Origin of the sequence: Paenibacillus woosongensis (assembly GCF_009725165.1) — a bacterium.
Classification (GTDB): domain Bacteria; phylum Bacillota; class Bacilli; order Paenibacillales; family Paenibacillaceae; genus Fontibacillus; species Fontibacillus woosongensis.
Genome location: NZ_WNZW01000004.1, coordinates 161,088 through 180,961 on the forward strand (window position 1 = coordinate 161,088; position 19,874 = coordinate 180,961).

The following is a 19,874-nucleotide window of genomic DNA, read 5'->3' on the forward strand; positions in this document are numbered from 1 at the left end:
CAGGTTATCCTCGTATCCTAAAGGAGAAGGAGAGATGACCTATGAACATCTTTTTGGGTGTCGACGCTGGCGGCAGCAAGACATATAGCCTTATCGTCAACGAGAAGGGCGAGACACTCGGCCGCGGTGCAAGCGGGAATGGAAATCATCAGACTAACCCGGTCCACGCGGAGAGCCATATTGCTTCAGCCTGCCATCAGGCGCTCCGGCAAGCAGGGTTATCCACGGAAAATATTACGCATGCTTATTTCGGTCTCGCCGGAGCGGACCGCGAGCCCGATTATGCGGTGCTGCGTCCGATGATTCGAAGGCTAGGCTTCCCGCAGCATTCCATCGCCTGCGATACGATGATTGCGATGCGTTCAGGCACGGCACGACCCTACGGGGCTGTTGTCATCAGCGGTACGGGATTCAATGCCGCCGCCCGTAATCTTGCCGGCGAAGAGTTGCAGTATGGCGGGTTCGGATATATTTATGGCGATGGCCAGGGCTCAGGGAGGGATCTCGCGAATTTCGCGTTTCGTTCTGCGGTGAAGGCCTGGGATTTGCGGGGCAAACCCACGGCTCTCCATGATCTCGTACTGAAGGCTACAGGCTTCCAAAGCGTCCCGCAAATGCTGGACGCGGCGCTGGATCAAGGCTATGTTCCTCCGCTATCTCTGGCGGAGGTTGTATTTGCCGCGGCTGAGCAAGGCGACGAGCTTGCTGCCAGTCATTTGGCAGAGCAGGGCAGCGAACTGGGAAATGCAGCCGCAGCGCTGATTCGCCGGCTGGGCATGGAGAAGGATGAATTCGAAGTCGTGCTCGGCGGCAGCATCCTTGCCAAGGGCCGGAGCACAATTATGACCGAAGCGCTGGCCAGAACCGTACGCCAGACGGCTCCCCGGGCGAAGGTGGCCCGCATTACGATGGAGCCGGTGGCAGGCGCGGTATTAAGTGCAATGGATAAAGCGGGACATGTGGCGAGTGAGGAAATCATGAGCCGTTTGCGTAATACAAGCTTCAGCGATCTGAAGGGAGTGGCAGAGAATGAAGGATACACGCGGTCTTAAAATAGCTGTAATCGGCGGGGGCTCCTCGTATACCCCTGAGCTGGTAGAAGGTCTGATAAATGGCTATGGTGAAATGCCTATAGCTGAAATCTGGCTGGTCGATATCGAGGCCGGAAAACGCAAGCTGGATATCGTCGGCAATCTCGCCAAACGGATGGTCCACAAGGCCGGGCTGCCTATTCAGGTGCACCTGACCCTGAACCGGAGGGAAGCGATTAAAGACGCGGACTTCGTATCGACGCAGATGCGCGTTGGCATGCTGGAAGCGAGAAAGCTCGATGAGCATATCCCGATCCAGCATGGCGTGATCGGCCAGGAGACGACCGGCCCCGGAGGGATGTTCAAGGCGCTGCGCACGATTCCTGTTATTTTGGACATCTGCCGCGATATCGAGGAGCTGGCTCCGCATGCATGGATGCTGAACTTTACTAACCCGGCGGGCATGATCACCGAGGCGGTTCAGAAATATTCTCGCGTTCGGACGATCGGTCTGTGCAACTCGCCGATCAATTTCAAAAAATCTCTGGCCGCGGCCTATCACGTGCCGGAGGAGAAGGTGCTGCCGGAATTTGTCGGCATTAACCATCTGCACTGGGTAACCTCCGCCCTTGTGAACGGCAAGGAGGTTCTGTCCGAGCTCCTCGCGGGGGAGGGCGGCGAGTATACCGCATCGAACGTTCCTACTTTCGGCTGGGACCCTGAGTTCCTGCAATCGCTGGCCGCCGTGCCCACCTATTATCTCAAATATTTTTACATGCAAAATGAGATGTTTGCGGAAATGAAGGAGTCGCTGCGGCAGAACGGAACACGCGCCGATATCGTCAGCCGGGTAGAGAAGGAATTGTTCGAGCTGTACGAGGACGAGACCCTGGAAGAGAAGCCGAAACAGCTGGAGCAGCGCGGCGGAGCTTATTATTCCGAGGCGGCCGTAAGACTGATGCAGTCGCTCTATCTGGGGCGCAACGACATTCAGACGCTGAATGTGGCCAATGGGGGAATCTATAATTTCTTGCCTGAAGATGCCTCCATCGAGGTAAACTGCGTGGTGACCTCTGGCGGACCGATTCCGCTCGTTCCAGGACATGTGCCGCCGCATATCAAGGGCCTATTGCATGCGGTGAAGACCTATGAGAGCTTAACGATAGAAGCAGCGGTTACCGGTAATCGGGAGCTGGCGCTTCAGGCATTGGTTCATCACCCGCTCGTGCCATCCGTCTCTACGGCCAAAATACTCCTGGATGAAATGCTGGAAGCACATCGCCATTATTTGCCGAACTTTTTTGCCTAAACCATACGATAATCAGGGGGTGTCCCAATAGTCATCAACGATGGCAAAAGGGATCTCCCTTTTTTTATAATTACAGATTTTATAAAGACGGTGATTTTTATCAGATTTAGTTGATTAGGCAAGTAGTTAATACCCTCCGGCTTTTTTAAGATATAAGTGTGGATTACTTCAGTGACGTTGGAAAACGGAGTAGGAGGGAACAACATATGTCACAGCTTTCCGTTGAAAAAAGTATGCAGCCAAGCCTGCCGCAGACCAAAAAAAAGAAGAGTGGGCTGATGCGCTTTTTGAAACAATGGGATTTGCAGTTAATGGTCATCCCGGCTTTGGCGCTCGTTTTTGTCTTTTCGTACATTCCGATGTACGGAATTTTAATCTCTTTTCAGGACTATAAAATCGGCAGCAGCTTCACGAGCAGTCCCTGGGTAGGATTCAAGCATTTTAATTATTTTTTTAACTCGCCGGAATTCGGTGTGGTGATGCGCAACACGATCGTCATCAGCTTTCTTAAATTTCTAATTGGATTTCCGGCGCCAATCATCCTGGCCTTAATGCTGAATGAAGTCCGGAATATGGCATTTAAAAGAACCGTCCAAACCGTGACTTACTTGCCATACTTTATGTCCTGGGTTATTGTTGGCGGTCTGGTGAGCTCCTTGCTGTCCGTAGACAGCGGTGCCGTCAATATGCTGCTGGAGCGCTTTAACCTGATCTCCCAGCCGATTAATTTCTTGTCCTTACCGGAGTATTTTTGGGGAATTCTCATCACTACGAATGTGTGGAAAGAGATTGGTTTCGGTTCGATCGTGTATTTGGCAGCGATTGCCGGAGTTGACCCGCATACTTATGAGGCAGCCTCCATCGATGGGGCAAGCCGCTTTAAACAAATTTATTTGATAACGCTTCCTTCGATCATGCCCGTTGTTACGATCTTCATGATTTTGGCTATCGGCAATCTGCTCAGTGCAGGCTTTGAAGATATCCTGATCCTCGCTGCAGATAAATCGCTTAGGGACGTCTCCGATGTTATCGACACTTATGTCGTGCGGGTGGGTATTGAAAACTACCGTTACTCTTTCGCTACGGCGGTCGGTTTGTTCAAAGCAGTGGTAAGTGTTGGACTTTTGACATTGGCGAACCTAATAGCTAGAAGATCTGGTAACAGTCTATGGTAATTCTGACACAATTGGAGGAATGCGGAAATGGTACGTGAAAGCTTCGGCGATCGGCTCATGGTAATGATCATTTATGTTTTCTTGAGTTTACTGGCGATTACAACCTTGTATCCATTCCTGAATGCGCTGGCGATATCCTTTAACGAAGGAATGGATACTTCAAGAGGCGGAATTACACTTTGGCCCAGAGTGTTCACATTGGAGAATTATGGCGTGGTGTTTAAGGACGAGAGGCTGATTAACGGTTTTGTTGTCTCGGTTCTTCGTACAGTGATCGGTACATTCTCATCGATTTTATGTACAGCCATCTTTGCATATGGCATGTCAAAAAAAGAATTAATCGGCCGCAAATATTACATGATTATATGTATTATTACGTTGTACTTCGGGGGCGGCCTCATTCCTACATTCCTGCTCATTCGTAATCTTGGATTGATGAATTCCTTCTGGGTATTTATCATCCCTTCCCTGATTGGAGTCTGGAATATGATTATTTTCCGTACTTTCTTCCAGGGGCTTCCGGCAGGGCTCGAGGAATCGGCACAAATAGACGGTTGCGGAAACTGGGGGACTTTCTTTCGTATCGTAATCCCGCTGTCGGGTCCGGTCATAGCGACTTTGTGCTTATTTACGGCGGTTACGCATTGGAATGAATGGTTCCTGGCGGGGATTTATATTTCGGATGTAGAAAAATATCCGATCCAGACCATCCTCCGGCAGATTCTTCTTTCGAATATTGTATCGGATCAGGGAGGGCTTGATTCCTCGGCTCTGGCACATATGGCCAAAGTGAGAACGATTACAAGCAAATCCTTGTCCATGGCAACGATGATGGTAGCCACGCTTCCGATCATTACGGTATATCCATTCGTACAGAAGCATTTCGTTAAAGGGGTTCTTGTAGGTTCGCTAAAAGAGTAGATCGGGCTGCTCGTATGCATAGCGTTTAGAGCATCATGCTTTAAACATAAATTAAGAATTTGAAAGGGGAAAGCAGCAGGATGAAAAAAAGAAATTGGCTGATCAGTATCTTGTCTGTGATGATGGTCTTCTCACTCATGGTGGGTTGCTCCTCAGGCAGTGGGGGCAACAAAGGAGCCGCACCGAGCAACACTGGAGGAGAGCAGCAGCAGGAGGGGAATACACCTTCTGAGGAATCCAACCTGTATGAGCTTGGCAAAGAGCCTCTTGAAATCTCAATCTTCGGTAACTATGAGTGGTACACGATGCCGAAGTGGGGAGCAGATCCCATGACAAAGTGGGTTCAAGACAACAAAAAAATCACAATTAAGGAAATTCCGAACGGTGGCAATAATGCTCAAAAGCTCAACACGATGATTGCTTCCGGTGACTTGCCGGACATCGTTTGGGGAGAACGTGGTGCAGACGTAGAGCGTCTTCGGGAAGCTGGGCTTCTTGTGCCGCTTGATGATTACCTGGATAAATATCCGAATCTGAAAAAATGGCTTGACCCTGTAGCATTAAATATGCTGCGTTCACCGGACGGGAAGCTATATCAATTCCCGAATTGGTATACGAACCGTCCGAATGGTAATGCGGGCTGGGTAGTGAACAAGAAAATCTACGAGGAACTCGGATCTCCTAAGCTTGAGACGACTGACGATTTATACAACTATTTGAAAATGGTTAAAGAGAAATATCCGAACGTCATTCCACTGGAAACAGATCTGGCCGCAGAGGGACATGGTCTAAGCCAAATTTATTCTGCATTTAAAGAAAATAATTTAAGTGCCGAAAGATATTACGCCGTTCCTGTCGGCGATAAGATGGAATCGATTTATAAAGACGAGGCGTTCCGTGAATCTGTGGTCTATACGGCTAAATTATTCCGTGAGGGTCTGATCACACAGGATGCTATGACACAAACCCGTGACCAGGTTCAAGAGAAGCTCGTATCCGGCCGAGTAGCTGTGTATGCTTCCGGGAACCCGACGGTATTCGCCATGGAAGCTGACGTAGCGTTAAGAAAGAAAGATCCCAATGATGGTTACTTTATGATTTGGCCGATTCACAAGGAAGGCCTGGATAAGAACAAAATTTATCCGGGCACTTATAATAAACTGGGCTGGAATGCTGCGGTGATTACAACGAGCGCGAAGGACCCTGAAGCTGTATTTGCGTTCCTTGACTGGTGGACGGGACCAGAGGGTATGGTCCTGCAATATTACGGAGTTGAGGGAGAGTACTGGCAAGGCTGGCAGGAGGATGGAATTACGCCGATATTTACGGAAAAATATGTCACGCAACGAGATCAGCTGGCCGAGTATCAAAAAAGCACAGATCCGTTCCAGTGGGTGGGTAATACAGTATACCTGGATGATATGAAAGGGAAATACGAAGAGACCTTGAAGGAAGAGGACCGCAACTGGGCCACTTACTGGCAATATAAAATCACATGGAAAACTCAAGGTGACTATACGGAGTTTGTAAATATGCACCCGATGCCGGATACCGAGGAAGGAATTGCCTTCCAGCGGGTTAAGGATATATGGCTGAAGGCAAGACCGCAGTCCATGTATGCTAAGACGGATGCAGAAGCGTTAGCAATACTGGATAAGGCCCATGAAGATTCGATGAAAGCTGGATTCCAAAAGGTGCTCGACTATTATACAATGAAGTGGGAAGAGAACAAGGCAATGATTAATAGAAATTAATAGTTGTGTTTGAGGGGGCCTGCGGGACCCCTCATTGTGTTGCCTATTTGCTGAGAGGATTATCCTAGAACCCAAGACGATGACTCGGAGGAGGGGCATCATGTATAAAGTACTGTTAGCCGATGACGAAATGCTGGATCTTGAAGGCATGAAGCGGTTCATTCCTTGGTCTGAGCTGGGGCTTGAAGTGGTTGATGCCGTGAGTAATGGATTCGCTGCCTGCGATGTTATCAAGCATCGGCCAGTGGATATATTGGTGACGGATATCAATATGCCCAACATGTCAGGGCTGGAGCTGGCACGAAAGGCCATCGAGAAGAAGCCGGACATTCGCATTGTATTTGTAAGCGGTTACCAGGATTTCCACTATGTAAAGCAGGCGTTATCGATGAAGGCCTGCAGCTATGTGCTTAAGCCGGTGGATGACGATGAACTGATCGCATCTCTCCAGACGATCAAGCAGGAGCTCGAGCTCGAAGGTAAACGAAAGGAAGCCGAGAAGCATTACCAAAGCATGATTCCGATGGCCAAAAATGAGCTGCTCATTCGATTGCTGGAGGGCGAGCTGCAGGGGGAGGAGTCTGAGGCTTTGACCAAGCTAGCTGCAGCCAATGGGTTATTTGCGCTTCAAGGACCGCTGCGGGCGGCCGTTATTGAAACGGATGAGTTGAGTTGGAAACAGCAGAGCATGCCAGAAGAGGCTGGATACTCGGATCATTTGCTGCAGAAAATCAATAAGCTGCTGCAGGAGTGCGGCATGGAGCATGCCTGCAAGCTGTCGAAACGGCGGTTAGCCGTCATTATGCAGGGAGATCGAGTGAATGAAAGTTTTACGGCATTATATGAAGCGGTTAACTCGAAACTGGACGTTTCCGTGACGATAGGTCTTGGAGAGCCGGTTCAGGAAATATCTCTGCTCCCCCAATCCTATAGGCAGGCGCTTGAAGCGCTGGATGGCAAAATGTTTATTGGCCGGGGGCATCTCATTAAATATGAAGAAGTTCGCCGTACTACGGAAATGAGGGATGCAAAAACGCTGGACATTCGTCTCGATGCTTTGTTCAAGGCCATGTCCAATTACGAGCTCGTTAAAATACATGATGAAATCGATAATTTGTTCCAATCCGTATCGACGCTGCGCTCCAAATTTACGATTTACAATCTGGCGATGTATATCGTCTTCAAGCTGGAGCATTATTTGAGCACGCTGGATGAGGATCTGTCCAAAATGCTTGGTTTCGAGCTTTCTAGTCTGGATATTGTATTGAAATTCGAAATGATGGACGATATTCGCTCCTGGCTTGTTCGTAAAGCATTCGAAATCTCCGAAACCTTGCGGCAAAGGGAGAACTCCCAGTGCAGCAGGCTGATCCGCGATATATTGAGCACGATGCAGGAGCAGATGCATGAGAATATGACGTTGAAGGATATCGCTCACAAGTTTTCCTTCTCGCCGAATTATTTGGGCCATCTATTTAAGGAAGAGGTAGGAAAGACCTTTAGCGAAATGCTGGTTCAGCTCAGAATGGAAAAAGCCTGCGAGCTGCTGCGGAATCCGACGCTCAAAATTTATGAAGTGGCCGATCAGGTTGGATATCGTTATATCCCTTATTTCAGCAAGCAATTTAAAGAAACCTACGGGATGACGCCAATGGAGTTTCGCAAACGAGAGTAATGCGGGGAGGGAAGACATGCTGGTCCCTATGAAAGAGAAAAAAAGACAGAGGCCGTATATTCCGTTCGGCTATAAGCTGATGCTTACATATATGTTCTTTATCGTCATTCCTGTCATTGCCATCGGCTATTTCTCGAATGCCATGTATCAGGAGTCGATCCGCAAGCATGCCCGGACGAATACGCAGGCCACGCTGCTGCAAATTCGGGATAATATCGAATACAAACTGGAGGATGTGGAACGAGTTTCTTCTATTATATATGATGATTATTCCCTGGTTTTTCAGCTGCGCCATTTTGACAACGGATGGGATACCTATGACAGAACGATGAGAATTCTCAGGCCCAAGTTCCAGAATGCGATGCAGGCGGCACGGATCAATATTGCCATGTTCATTTTTTTGCAGAATCAGCATTTTAACGAAACCTATTATGGCTCTTTTGAACATGAGAACCTAGATATGCTGGAACGCAAATACAATATATATCATTTGGACCGGCTAGTTGATCAAGAGTGGTACAGGACCTATCCCGAAGAGGAATACGGGAAAACGATGGTCTGGAAAAAAGTGCAGCGCGACGAGGAATTCGGGCGGATATCTCTGTTGCGGCGTATGGTTGATGTATTCCCGCTGGAAGTCAAGGAAGTCGGATTTATGCGTGTTAGCGCTCGAATTCAGGAGCTGTTTGAAGCGATGGACTATTTAAAAATCGGGGAGGGCAGCGTGCTGCTCTTGAGGGATGAGCAGGGGAAGATTCTATATCAGTCGGGCGAATTCCCCGCAGGCCGGAGAGTAGAAGAACTGTCGGAGAAGGATTATTTAACCATTACCGAAACCTTGAATGACGGGAATTGGAAGCTGCATGCCTATGTGCCAATGACAATTATGGAGCGGGATTCTGTGCGGGTCAGCATGTTTATATTAGGGACATGTGCTGTTTTACTGATCGTATTCTCGGTCGCGGGCATGTTCATTTCGCGGTATTTCTCGGTACGCGTCATGAAAATCGTCTCTGTATTAAATGCTTTTCGCGAAGGCGACCTGCATAAACGGATGCGCTACAAGGGCAAGGATGAATTTTCGCAAATCGCCTCCGCGCTGAATGAGATGGGACAGAACATCGATCATCTTATCGAACAGGTGTATCTGACGCAAATCGAAAAGAAGGAGGCGGAGCTGGAATCCTTGCAGGCGCAGATCAATCCGCATTTTCTGTATAATACGCTGTCTTCCATCAGCCGGCTGGCCAAATTTGGCGAAATCGACAAGCTGCAGAAGATGGTGCTTGATCTCGCCAAGTTCTATCGTCTTTCTTTAAATGAAGGAAGGACGGTGATCCCGATTCGCCATGAGCTGGAGCAGGCTGAAGCCTATCTCAATATTCAGAGGACAAAATACGGGGACAAGGTGACGATTTCCTATGACCTCGACCCGGAGATAGCAAGGTACGTTACGATTAAATTGATATTGCAGCCTTTTATTGAAAATGCGCTGGAGCATGCGTGGTTTGGCGATGCTCTACATATTCGGATCGAGGCGAGAAAGAACGGCGACAATATCGTCTTCAAGGTGATCGATAATGGCCTGGGCCTTCCACCTGCACTCATTCGCCGCATCTTCGACCCGGTGGAAGGCCAGAACGTCGGCTTCGGCATCCGCAACGTAAATAGCCGCATCCAGCTCCACTTTGGCGCTGAATACGGCGTAACGATCGGCAGCAGGCCGGGGATGGGGACGACGGTGCAGATCGTCATCCCGGCCACTCCTTACTTCCCGGAGGAAGGGGTATGATGCAGGAATCTCGCTCCGGCAATTCCAGGCGAGGTCATCTCATGGGGATCGAGGATTTCATCGAGCTCCTCTGGGGTCAACACTTTATATTCGAGGCATAGCTCACGCACGGAACGGCCCGTCGCAATGGCTTCGGCGGCGATTTTGCTGACCGTTTCGTAACCCAGATGCGGGTTAAGCGCGGTAATGATGCCGACGCTCCGATCCACGTAATCTTTGGCTTGCTCCACATTCGCCGTGATTCCTTCTAGGCAGTATTTCTGGAACGATTGGAAGGCATTGTTCATGATGCTGATGGACTGCATCAGGTTGAACACGAGCACGGGCTCCATCACGTTCAGCTCGAATTGGCCGGCTTCGGCCGCCATGCCGATAGTGGTGTCGTTACCGATGACTTGGAAGGCCACCTGATTAATCAGCTCGGCCATGACCGGATTGACTTTGCCCGGCATGATCGAGGAGCCGGGCTGGCGGGCAGGCAGGGAAATTTCCCTGAACCCCGCTCTAGGTCCAGAGGCCATCAGCCGTAAATCGTTGGCGATTTTGGACATGTTGATCATGCAAAGCTTAAGCGCCGCCGACGTCTCCGTATACGCGTCGCAGTTCTGGGTAGCATCAACGAGCTGGGCTGCCGAGAACATCGGATAACCGCTTAGCTCGGCCAGCAGCTTGACGACCCGTTTGATATATTTCGGATCTGCGTTTAGTCCGGTGCCGACTGCTGTAGCCCCCATATTGATTTCGAACAAAGCTTGTCTTGTCTGGTCCATTCTGCGAATGTCCCTTTCCAGCACGCGCCGGTAGGCCTCGAACTCTTGTCCAAGACGGATTGGCACGGCATCCTGCAGATGAGTCCGTCCCATTTTGATGACGCTGTCGAACTCCTGCGCTTTCTTCTTGAACGTATCGGCCAGCGACCGCGTTGTCTTAATTAGCCGGTCGAGCAGGTTCAGAATGGCGATATGGTTCGCGGTAGGGAAGACGTCATTTGTCGATTGGGACATATTGACGTGGCTGTTCGGGCTAACCGCGGCATAATCGCCCTTCTCTTTGCCGAGAATCTCCAGCGCGCGGTTTGCAATCACTTCGTTGGCGTTCATGTTGATCGAAGTGCCTGCGCCGCCCTGAATCGGATCGGTAATGAACTGATCGTGATAATGTCCGCCCATAATTTCGTCTGCTGCCTGGATAATCGCATGGCCGATCGCAGGGTCGAGCTGGCCGATGTCCATGTTCGCCTGAGCGGCCGCTTTCTTTACCAGGGCGAGCGCATGGATGAGCTCGGAATATATTCTGTATCCGGTTATGGGAAAATTCTCTACCGCACGCATCGTTTGGACGCCGTAATAAGCCTCTTTGGGAACTTCCAAAGAACCGAGGAAATCCTTTTCGATTCGGAATGAATGGTTTGGCATGATTCTTCCACCTCTCCTTATGTCTACAACTATATTGTAACCTTTTTCAACAGCAGGATATCCAGTCAAGAGCCTGTTTTGTATCCAATGGCTCGGATCAGAATTTATCCGTTAAATAAAATACGGAATTTTGAAACGGAAACATAACCTGCAGCAGCTCGTTCACCGGAGGGTGCGCTCCCGGTTCCAATTGCACTACCGGGCAATAGTCGACCGTTATGTCGCTATTGTAGCCATGAAGCAGCATAGTCACCAGCCCCGGCTGCTGGAACTCCAGGGTGGCAGCCTTGCCGGAATCGTAATTCGCAACAATCGCTAAATGCTCCTCTTCATAAATGAGCAGGGCGGACTGCTCTGCGCAGCGCAGGGCTAATCTGAAGCTGCCAACTGACTCTTCACGCAGTCTTCGCTCCAATACCGGCTTCATGATCTGCAAGGTTTCGGTCAAGCGGATCATTTTCCACATCATCAGATCCGAGGCAGTCTGCTCCGCATCCCATTCCTTCAGAAGCGGCAGCAAAGCGTGATCAGGCGGCAGCCTGAACTTCCAAGTTTTTATATCCGGGTGCTGTGCAGCCAAATGGGATAGAATCGGCAGGATGGCAGACTCATGTCCTGGCAAATAGCAGAGTTCCTCAAGGGTGATGGCTTCGTTATCCCACGGATTTCGCCGCCCCAGACGGCCGTAGGCAGCAACGGCCCCATCCAGCAGAGCTGCGGACCAGGTGCCTTCCAGCCATTCCGCCGACTGCCGCACGTCCTGCCAGTAGACGGAATCCCGCACCCGTGATAAGGTTCGTTCCTGATTGGTTTGCTCATAAATGGCGGCAACCTGCTTCAGATCGCCGGACAGCTCGAGAGGCTTGACCCAATAAGGGGAATGCACAGCCGTATCCGAATCCGGCGATCCTAGACTGATTCGGGAAGAGAATTGCTCCGAAGGCAGCCGATATTCCGTTTCCGGGACGATGCTCCAGCCCAATTTCTCATAAAAAGGATGGATGCTCGCGAAGAGCAACGACAAATCGTAACCTTCCTGCGCCATCCATTCCGTTAGCTTTTGCAAAATTTGCAGACCTAGTCCTTGCCCGCGGTATTCTGGTTTTGTCGCAACGCTGCCGATGCCGGCCACCTTGAGTGTTACATTCTCTACGCGGCAAATATAAGGGAAAATTTGAACCGTTGAAGCGATGACGCCATCCACAACAGCTACCCAGGTGGTATCAAAGCGGTAAGCGGTATAGTGGTCAAGGCGGGATTGAAAATAAGATTTGCTGATTGGAAAACAGGTTTCCAGCAAATTATAGACCTCTTCCAGCTCGGCTCGGCTCTGAATCGGACGAATCTCCATATTCGACATCTTAGGTCACATCCAATGCTTCAATTAGTTAACTAGATAAGTCTAATGTACCATGTTCCACAATATACCTACAATACAGATAAGGCGGAACAATGAATTATCCACGTCCGCCTGAACTGCAACTTTATTCCCTTTTTTCACGTAATAAGTTTAAAGCATGCATTAACGGGTTAAGTAACACAAAAGCAATGAAAGGAGCGTGAATAGTATGGACATCATCGTTCATGGCGCATTGCCCTATTACTCCCAGCATCCAAGATCACCGATCATGCCTCTTTCCAGGAAAAATGACGATCCCCGCAAGTCCGTCCGGTTTAAAGATGTGCTTCACGAGAAAATGAAGGCAAACCGCGACAAGCAGCAGCGTTAAGCGGTAATTTAGCCGATTTACCCGACGTCGGCTGTCTCCACGTTGCGAATCGTCCAAGCCGCTATAAGCACGCCGACAACAGCCAGGGCCAACGGAACGTAAACGATCGAGGCGATCGAGAACTCCGGATTGTGCGAGCCGATTAGCGCAACGATAACAATGGAGGATACGATCGTCGCAGGTACAGAATGCTTGCGCATGCCGAAATACAGGGGAATTAAGCTGGTGCCCGCCGTAGCAACCGAGAAGGTGAGCATCGATAACAGCTGCTTAAGCAAGAAGGCCGTATCTACGTTACCGGGAATGAAATGAAGATAAGAATTGAGCAGCATCAGCAAGCCTGCGGATAACAAATTGGTGACGAAGACGGTAATGAAAGTTAAGATCGTGATGAACAGAAGCTTTGCACCGAGCAATTTTTTACGGCTGATCGGATAAGAGAAGAGGATGAAGATGGTCTTATTCTTGTATTCTTCGACGATTAGTTTAGCTACTAGCACTCCGCCCAGAATGACGCAGGTCACTCTTGCAATAGCCCCTACGACAATCAAGGCTTCATCTAAATCTCTGAGGGGAACTGCATTAGGAGTTTCTACATAATTAATCAATATGAGTATGGCTATGATGCACAGGCTGGCGATAAACGCACTGCTGAAATACCACCCCAGCGAATGCTTTTTCAGCTCCAGCTTCATAAGCTTGATCATTTATGATGCCCCCTTCATATGGTTGTTGCTGCGCTGGATAAGATCCAGGAAATATTCCTCCAGGGACATCGATTTCTTGTTGATAGCCTCGATTTCGATGTTCTGTTGTACTAACGCCCGGACAATCTCCCCCTGACCTATCGACGGGTCGTAAACGCGGATGATCCGGTCATGCATTACTTTGAAGTTGGAAATCCGCAGCTGGTGGTCCAGAATGGCTGCCGCCCGGCTGGGTTCAGCTGTAATTAACTCGATAAACTCCGTATTTTGCCCCCGAATACTATCCATGGACACTTCATCAATTAACCGGCCGTCGCTGATTACACCGATCGTATCTGCAATCTGCTCGATTTCGGCCAGCAGATGAGTGGAGATTAACAGGGTAATCCCGTACTCCCTGCTCAAGGTTCGGAACAATTGGCGCATTTCTTGAATTCCTAAAGGATCAAGCCCGTTTATCGGCTCATCCAGAATGAGCAGTTCGGGTCTGGTCATAATCGCTCTGGCAATGCCGAGCCGCTGCTTCATGCCCAGAGAAAATTCTTTCACCGGTTTCTGGCCGGTATCTCTTAAATGAACCATATCCAGAGCTTCTTGAATGGCCCGCTTGTTATGGTAGCCCATATATTCGCCATGCAGCTCCAAGTTTTGCGCAGCCGTCATCTTCTCATAAAATATCGGGTACTCGATGATGCTGCCGAGCCGTCCCAACACTTCGTAGGAAGCAGACGTCAGACGTTCGTTGAACAGCAGGATTTCCCCGGTTGTGGGCTTGACGAGATTGGTCAGCATTTTCATGATGGTTGTTTTGCCTGCGCCATTTGGCCCGAGAAAACCGTAAATTTCTCCCTTTCCGACCTTCATGTTTACATTGCTGATCGTTTCCTTCCCGTTATAGGCCTTGCTCAGCCCGCGGGTCTGAATGATATATTCCATTGGCATGGCTCCTTCCGTGATCTTACGACCTCATTCTAGCTGCAGAAATTAACTTATTTGTGATATAAATCTTAAGAAAATCTTACATTTGTCTCGGCTGCGCGGCGCAGCATGATCGTGAATACCGTCTTCTGGAAGGGCACGCTGCGCAGCGCAATCGATCCTTCCATCGCTTCTACCAGCCTTTTGGTAATCGTCAAGCCCAGTCCGCTGCCTTGGAAGGCACGATTCCTTGATTCCTCGAGCGTAAACATGCGCTCAAATACACGCTCCAGATTTTGCTCCTGAATGCCTTTGCCCCGATCCCATACTTCTATCGTCACGTGGGTTTCGTCTGCAGCAAGGGCCAGACCAAGCACTCCCCCGTCATGCCCATAGCGGATCGCGTTGGAGAGCAGATTGCTTAAGACTCTCTCTAGTGCTTCCTCATTTCCATAGGCGTATATAGGATGGTCGGGAATGTCGATAACGGCTTCCATCCCGCTGGATTGAACCCACTCGTACAAGGACAATATATTTTTACGGCAAATTTCATTCATATGTACTTTTATGATCTCAATCTGCCGGTCCCCGGATTCCAATTTCGCCAGGTCAAAAAAAGAATGGACCAACGCAATAATTTCGGTCGTTTTGTGCTGTACGTGGCGAAACAGGCGGCTTCGTTCGGCTTCATCCATGGCAGGATCGGCTTGAATCATTTCGACGTATCCCAGAATGACGGTAAGCGGCGTCTTTAAATCATGTGAAATATTCGCCAGCATTTTTCGCATGGACTGCTCGGTTCTGGCGTAGCGAACCGCCATTTTCTGACTGCTGGCCAATACCCCCTCGATGTCTTGGACCAGCTCTTGCAAATATTTATCATCGGTAAAGAGCAGCAGCCGTTCAGAGGTTTCATTATCGACAATGCGTCTTAACTTGCTGGATATCTCTGCTAGGCTGGCATCACGCTTCTTTCGCGCGGCATATTGAATCAGGTTCAAGCCGATCGACCCGGCAAGAAGGGCGGTCAAAAGCCACAGTAAAGCGGTCATTCCTGAAAATCTCCCAGCTTGTAGCCGATACCCCATATGGTCTTGATATATTCCGGGGAGGAAGGATGATCCTCGACCTTGTCGCGCAGCCGGCTCATATGAACATTAATGATATTCTCATCGCCGTAGTACTCGTCTCCCCAAACAGAGCGGTAGATCTGCTCTTTGGTAAATATTTTTCGCGGATAGGTAAACAGCAGCTTCAGGATGCTCCACTCTTTGGCGGTCAGGTGAATTTCACGCCCATGTTTGGTCAGCCGGATATTGTCGATATCCATAGTCACGTCCTTGACGGTGATGATCTTCGGGCTGTGGGAAGCGGAGCCTCCCGCATTCGAATACTCCGTCGCCCGCCGAATTGCGGATTTGACGCGGGCGGTCAATTCAATCAAGGAGAAGGGCTTGGCGATGTAATCGTCCGCTCCAAAGCCAAGTCCCAGCGCTTTATCTACTTCGCTATCTTTCGCTGACACAATGAGCACGGGGACGCGGCTATGCTCCCTGATTTTTTTGAGGAAATCCATGCCGTTTAAGTAAGGCAGCATGAGATCAAGCAGCACAAGCGCGTAGCTCTGCTCGCCGAATAAGCGCAGGGCTTCCTCCCCGTCGCGGGCGAGCGTAATGGAGAACCCTTCTTTGGACAAGCAATTGATAACCATTTCGCTGATCGAACCATCGTCTTCAACAAGCAGTATGTTTTGATTCATAACAGTTACCTACCTATTCTTTTGTTTTCCAGGAATTGGGCTATATATTGAACTTCATTTTACCACATTCGCAGTCTAGCATAGATCTTGACAGTTTAAAAAAATCAGAGTTAAATGGTTGAATAGTTTTGAATAAATTGTAAATAAAGAAGGCGCATAAATGAACGCTCATTTGAAACAAATTCACCCGTTGTCCTGGACGATCATCATCGGCACGATTTTTGGCCGTACTGCAATTTCGATGAGCATCCCGTTCTTGTCCATTTACCTGATCCGCTCCATGGGAGCTACGCCGGCAGAGACAGGGATCGTCGTAGCCGTTAGCTCGCTGATCGGCGTATTTGCCAGCTTTAACGGCGGTTATATCTCCGATGTCATCGGCCGCAAAAAAGTGCTCTTCATTGCGATTTTCGGTTGGGTGCTCGTGTTTGTGGGGTTTGCATTTGCGAATAAAATATGGATTTTCTTCATTATGAATGCATTAAACGGTCTGTGCAGGGCGACGTTCGAGCCTACTTCCCGCGCGCTCCTTGCCGATATTACCCCTAAGGAAAGCAAGCTGCTCGTATTCAATTTGCGATATGCGGCCATTAACATCGGGGTTGTCGTCGGACCGCTGCTCGGACTGCAGGTAGGCGCTTCCGATTCCAATAGCGTGTTTTTAATAGCGGCTGTAGTATACGCCTGTTACGGCATCTGTCTGGTCGTGCAATTTTGGCGTTATCACGAGCTTGGAGGGGCGAGCACAGAAAATGAGCAGCGGCTTAGCATCAGCGGGGCTTTGAAAGTGACGAGTGGAAACCGGACATTTATGCTGGTGCTGACCGGGATGATTTTCTGCGTGCTCGGTTATGGACATTTCGACTCGACACTGGCTCAGTACATGGAGATGAGTCCGCGAATCGAGGAGGGAGTCAAATGGTTCAGTTACCTGATATCGCTCAATGCGGTAGTTGTACTGGCGGTTCAATATCCTCTCGTTCGGCTCGCTGCCCGCTTTGCGCCGGCACTGCCGATCATTGCTGGTAATTTATTCACAGGGGCAAGCCTTATTTTATTCGGGATGTCGGACACACTTCCCTTTTTAATGATATGCGTCGTTATATTTACGGTTGGCGAAGTGCTGGTATTCACGGCAACGGATGTGCTTGTCGATCGAATAGCGGAGCCTGAGCTGCGGGGAGCGTACTTTGGCATGTTTGGTTTTAATAATTTGGGAATGGTATTGGCGCCTTTACTGGGCGGCTTTCTCCTCGAGGGTCTGGGGGTTGCTTCGTCGCAGCTTATCTTTGCTCTCCTTGGATTGACGACCTTTGCCGGCGTCCCATTTTTGTATTTGGCCCATCGGAGCATGCTGAAGCTGGAGCAGGCTCGTGCCGAGCGGGAAGGACAAGCCGCTTCCTCCTGAGGATGATATAACCTGTATGTTGGGCAAACGTCCACACTCCCCCGGCAAATGACGCGTATATTGTGTCATGAGCCGGGGAGGTGATATGGCTTGGTGAAGATCAGTGATCAGGCGAGGAAGCATTTGAATAAGCGGGTCAAAATCAAAACAAAGACCGGGGCGGTGCTGTACGGTAAAATCGTCAAGGTAAGCGGGAATAAGCTGTACCTTCAAGTGTCGTCCGTCCATGAGCGGGGCAGCAAGGCTCATGCAGCGTTTGCTCCGTTTATCATCCCGCTCGTGCTGTTTGATTTGCTTGCCATCTTGCTGCTGGAAAGACGGAGAAGACGGCGGCGCAGAGTGGTAACGCTGTAAGAAGAACATAGCCCTTATTTATGGGAGCCTGGGAGGCTCTTTTTTTTCTCAAAATTGCCGGGGTTTTTTACGCTCAGAATCTATTAGGCTGACCTTTTTAGTTTATAATGAGGTATATCACAGTTAAAAAGGATTGTAGCGTAATGATTAACATTCCCGGTTACTCGATCATACGGACGGTTTACGAGGATTCTTATCTTTTAGTTGCATTCGCCGCTCTAGAACAAACGTCTAAGCAGGTGTTATTAAAAATCGTTAAAAGCGGCAGAAGCACAACGATTGAAAACGCCAAGCTTATTCATGAGTTTAACTTTTTGAGCGAGCTGGATATGAAGGGTCTTCTTAAGCCTACTTCCTATATGAATTTCAAAAATGTGATGGTGCTGGAGTACGAACCGATTTACGCGTCAACCTTACGGGATTATTGGTCCATGGTGGCTGTGACACCTGATATGTATATTCATATCATGAAGAACGTCGTGACACGCTTGCAGGAGCTTCATGACCGGCAAGTGCTCCATTTAAATATCAGGCCCGACACCTTGCTCATTCAGCGGCATACGGATGAAGTATTCCTGACTGGGTTTGGGTATGCCGTACAAATGAATGAACGGAAGGAGCAAGGCCAGAGCAGCTTGGAAGGAAATCCGGTTTATATGTCGCCAGAGCAGACAGGACGAATGGATTATCCGGTTGACGTTCGATCGGATATCTATTCATTGGGGATGGCCTTCTATGAATTATTTGCCAGCAGGCTTCCTTTCAAGGCACGAGGAGCGCTAGATTGGGCGCACGCCCATCTGGCCCGGCAGCCTGTGCCATTATATGAAACCAATCAGATGGTTCCTCCGATCATCTCGGATATTGTCATGAAAATGCTGGCGAAGAACCCGGACAATCGTTATCCAAGCATGAAAGCCGTTTTAGAGCAGCTAGGGGAGCATACTTTATTAGAGAACGGGAACGGCAGTGCTGCCCGGGAGAAATGGAGGATAAATGCCAGCGGGGGGAACGATCCGCCAAATACCGGACTGCCTATGCATACGAAGGATATAACTTTTTCTCGGGGAGATCATCACGTACAAGCTCAACGCACTACACTGGTTGTCACCGATAATATTGTCAGTTATCCTCAAGTATTGGATTTGGCGGCTATCGTTCAAGCGTCAGAGATATTCGCAGACCATATGAACGGGGAACAAATCGCTGAGCAATTCATGAAGCTTATCATACAAAATGCAGGAGCACAGCGCGGCTTACTTATCATCCCTAGCCATAATCAATGGTACGTGAATATAGAAGCCAAGCTTGAAAGTCATGCCATAGTCTCTTCGCTTCAGCACATTCCTATTGATACATACCCATATATTAGAAGAGAGCTTGTCGCCGGCGCACTTCAGGATAAAATGATAATGCAGGCAGCGGAGACGCGGGAGGCATCTCTGGCTGCAGGAAGCAAGATCAGCGGGACTGCTCTTTGCATGCCTATCGTGAGCCGCAATGAAGTTCATGCTTTGCTGTACATGGAGAATTTGCTTACAACAGAGTATTTTGCAGCAGAGCGATTTCATGTCATCAATAATCTAGCCTCACAGGCTTTGTTTGTGCTAAAGTCCAGGTCGTCAGCCTTTGCTGTTGGAGCTCAACATGATAACGACCGGGTTATGGAGCTGGACGGGCAGGCAGAGGTCCAGCGCGCATTAACTACAAGAGAGCAGGAGGTGCTAAAGCTCGTATCCGAAGGGCTGTCCAATAAAGAAATAGCCGCCACATTAACGGTTACGAGCGAAACGGTTAAAACGCATCTCAAGAACATATTTGAGAAGCTGAAGGTGGACCGGCGTATGAAGGCTGCTGCTATCGCCAAAACGATTGGATTGCTGGATGAGGAAGAGCGCAGGTAGGTTAAGCAATGGTTGAACGATA

Annotated in this window: 17 protein-coding genes; 11 read left to right on the top strand and 6 right to left on the bottom strand. The window is 49.3% G+C overall.

Translation table 11 applies throughout. From position 1 onward, the window contains the following. The first annotated feature begins 41 nt into the window (after window positions 1-41). The 7 genes from GNP95_RS13810 to GNP95_RS26835 all read left to right on the top strand — a co-directional run bounded on the left by GNP95_RS13810 (window position 42) and on the right by GNP95_RS26835 (window position 9,657). Window positions 42-1,052 (top strand): N-acetylglucosamine kinase, encoded by a 1,011-nt coding sequence (locus tag GNP95_RS13810; RefSeq protein ID WP_155611453.1) that lies wholly within the window; start codon window positions 42-44, stop codon window positions 1,050-1,052. Further along, window positions 1,030-2,340: a 6-phospho-beta-glucosidase gene (locus GNP95_RS13815; protein WP_155611454.1), complete on the top strand. Its 1,311-nt coding sequence runs from the start codon at window positions 1,030-1,032 to the stop codon at window positions 2,338-2,340. Before GNP95_RS13810 ends, GNP95_RS13815 begins: the two co-directional genes overlap by 23 nt. Window positions 2,341-2,546: 206 nt before the next feature. Further along, window positions 2,547-3,515, top strand: a complete 969-nt coding sequence (locus GNP95_RS13820) for an ABC transporter permease (protein ID WP_155611455.1) — start codon at window positions 2,547-2,549, stop codon at window positions 3,513-3,515. A 27-nt stretch (window positions 3,516-3,542) separates the two neighbouring features. Beyond that, window positions 3,543-4,436, top strand: coding sequence for a carbohydrate ABC transporter permease (locus GNP95_RS13825; RefSeq protein WP_155611456.1), 894 nt, complete (start codon window positions 3,543-3,545; stop codon window positions 4,434-4,436). Window positions 4,437-4,516: 80 nt separating this feature from the next. Further along, complete coding sequence (locus GNP95_RS13830; protein ID WP_155611457.1) at window positions 4,517-6,190, top strand: extracellular solute-binding protein; 1,674 nt, start codon at window positions 4,517-4,519, stop codon at window positions 6,188-6,190. A gap of 100 nt (window positions 6,191-6,290) precedes the next feature. Further along, window positions 6,291-7,865: a response regulator gene (locus GNP95_RS13835; protein ID WP_155611458.1), complete on the top strand. Its 1,575-nt coding sequence runs from the start codon at window positions 6,291-6,293 to the stop codon at window positions 7,863-7,865. Between the two features lie 28 nt (window positions 7,866-7,893). Then, a complete protein-coding gene (locus GNP95_RS26835; protein WP_155611459.1) occupies window positions 7,894-9,657 on the top strand; it encodes a sensor histidine kinase in 1,764 nt (587 codons plus the stop codon). Here GNP95_RS26835 and aspA read toward each other — a convergent pair. Together aspA and GNP95_RS13850 are read right to left on the bottom strand one after the other, a co-directional pair. Continuing rightward, the gene (aspA, locus tag GNP95_RS13845) at window positions 9,633-11,072 is read right to left on the bottom strand and encodes an aspartate ammonia-lyase (RefSeq protein ID WP_155611460.1); all 1,440 of its coding nucleotides are present in this window, start codon (window positions 11,070-11,072) and stop codon (window positions 9,633-9,635) included. The two genes, GNP95_RS26835 and aspA, sit on opposite strands and share 25 nt — an antisense overlap. Window positions 11,073-11,169: 97 nt before the next feature. Next, entirely contained in the window at window positions 11,170-12,432 is a 1,263-nt protein-coding gene (locus GNP95_RS13850) for a GNAT family N-acetyltransferase (RefSeq protein WP_155611461.1), read from the bottom strand. A gap of 208 nt (window positions 12,433-12,640) precedes the next feature. On the opposite strand from GNP95_RS13850, the gene GNP95_RS13855 reads away from it, so the two are divergent. Continuing rightward, window positions 12,641-12,802: a hypothetical protein gene (locus GNP95_RS13855; RefSeq protein ID WP_155611462.1), complete on the top strand. Its 162-nt coding sequence runs from the start codon at window positions 12,641-12,643 to the stop codon at window positions 12,800-12,802. 17 nt (window positions 12,803-12,819) lie between these two features. Here GNP95_RS13855 and GNP95_RS13860 read toward each other — a convergent pair whose 3' ends face one another. From GNP95_RS13860 to GNP95_RS13875, 4 genes are all read right to left on the bottom strand, one after another. Then, complete coding sequence (locus GNP95_RS13860; protein ID WP_155611463.1) at window positions 12,820-13,509, bottom strand: ABC transporter permease; 690 nt, start codon at window positions 13,507-13,509, stop codon at window positions 12,820-12,822. Beyond that, window positions 13,510-14,445 carry an ABC transporter ATP-binding protein gene (locus tag GNP95_RS13865; protein WP_155611464.1) on the bottom strand — a complete coding sequence of 312 codons (936 nt, stop codon included), beginning with the start codon at window positions 14,443-14,445 and terminating at the stop codon, window positions 13,510-13,512. A 71-nt stretch (window positions 14,446-14,516) separates the two neighbouring features. Further along, window positions 14,517-15,479, bottom strand: a complete 963-nt coding sequence (locus GNP95_RS13870) for a sensor histidine kinase (protein ID WP_155611465.1) — start codon at window positions 15,477-15,479, stop codon at window positions 14,517-14,519. Continuing rightward, window positions 15,476-16,186, bottom strand: coding sequence for a response regulator transcription factor (locus GNP95_RS13875; RefSeq protein WP_155611466.1), 711 nt, complete (start codon window positions 16,184-16,186; stop codon window positions 15,476-15,478). Before GNP95_RS13875 ends, GNP95_RS13870 begins: the two co-directional genes overlap by 4 nt. 160 nt (window positions 16,187-16,346) lie before the next feature. Between GNP95_RS13875 and GNP95_RS13880 the strand changes: the two genes are divergently transcribed. From GNP95_RS13880 to GNP95_RS13890, 3 genes are all read left to right on the top strand, one after another. After that, entirely contained in the window at window positions 16,347-17,594 is a 1,248-nt protein-coding gene (locus GNP95_RS13880; RefSeq protein ID WP_155611467.1) for an MDR family MFS transporter, read from the top strand. 93 nt (window positions 17,595-17,687) lie between these two features. Continuing rightward, window positions 17,688-17,948, top strand: coding sequence for a hypothetical protein (locus GNP95_RS13885; protein WP_330163448.1), 261 nt, complete (start codon window positions 17,688-17,690; stop codon window positions 17,946-17,948). Between the two features lie 143 nt (window positions 17,949-18,091). After that, a complete protein-coding gene (locus GNP95_RS13890; RefSeq protein ID WP_196427176.1) occupies window positions 18,092-19,852 on the top strand; it encodes a protein kinase domain-containing protein in 1,761 nt (586 codons plus the stop codon). The last annotated feature ends 22 nt before the right edge of the window (window positions 19,853-19,874 follow it).

Bases quoted from the DNA above. Each gene is read 5' to 3' on its own strand.
- GNP95_RS13810 (WP_155611453.1), top strand. From the start codon at position 42: ATGAACATCTTTTTGGGTGTCGACGCTGGCGGCAGCAAGACATATAGC.
- GNP95_RS13815 (WP_155611454.1), top strand. From the start codon at position 1,030: ATGAAGGATACACGCGGTCTTAAAATAGCTGTAATCGGCGGGGGCTCC.
- GNP95_RS13820 (WP_155611455.1), top strand. From the start codon at position 2,547: ATGTCACAGCTTTCCGTTGAAAAAAGTATGCAGCCAAGCCTGCCGCAG.
- GNP95_RS13825 (WP_155611456.1), top strand. From the start codon at position 3,543: ATGGTACGTGAAAGCTTCGGCGATCGGCTCATGGTAATGATCATTTAT.
- GNP95_RS13830 (WP_155611457.1), top strand. From the start codon at position 4,517: ATGAAAAAAAGAAATTGGCTGATCAGTATCTTGTCTGTGATGATGGTC.
- GNP95_RS13835 (WP_155611458.1), top strand. From the start codon at position 6,291: ATGTATAAAGTACTGTTAGCCGATGACGAAATGCTGGATCTTGAAGGC.
- GNP95_RS26835 (WP_155611459.1), top strand. From the start codon at position 7,894: ATGAAAGAGAAAAAAAGACAGAGGCCGTATATTCCGTTCGGCTATAAG.
- aspA (WP_155611460.1), bottom strand. From the start codon at position 11,072: ATGCCAAACCATTCATTCCGAATCGAAAAGGATTTCCTCGGTTCTTTG.
- GNP95_RS13850 (WP_155611461.1), bottom strand. From the start codon at position 12,432: ATGTCGAATATGGAGATTCGTCCGATTCAGAGCCGAGCCGAGCTGGAA.
- GNP95_RS13855 (WP_155611462.1), top strand. From the start codon at position 12,641: ATGGACATCATCGTTCATGGCGCATTGCCCTATTACTCCCAGCATCCA.
- GNP95_RS13860 (WP_155611463.1), bottom strand. From the start codon at position 13,509: ATGATCAAGCTTATGAAGCTGGAGCTGAAAAAGCATTCGCTGGGGTGG.
- GNP95_RS13865 (WP_155611464.1), bottom strand. From the start codon at position 14,445: ATGGAATATATCATTCAGACCCGCGGGCTGAGCAAGGCCTATAACGGG.
- GNP95_RS13870 (WP_155611465.1), bottom strand. From the start codon at position 15,479: ATGACCGCTTTACTGTGGCTTTTGACCGCCCTTCTTGCCGGGTCGATC.
- GNP95_RS13875 (WP_155611466.1), bottom strand. From the start codon at position 16,186: ATGAATCAAAACATACTGCTTGTTGAAGACGATGGTTCGATCAGCGAA.
- GNP95_RS13880 (WP_155611467.1), top strand. From the start codon at position 16,347: ATGAACGCTCATTTGAAACAAATTCACCCGTTGTCCTGGACGATCATC.
- GNP95_RS13890 (WP_196427176.1), top strand. From the start codon at position 18,092: ATGATTAACATTCCCGGTTACTCGATCATACGGACGGTTTACGAGGAT.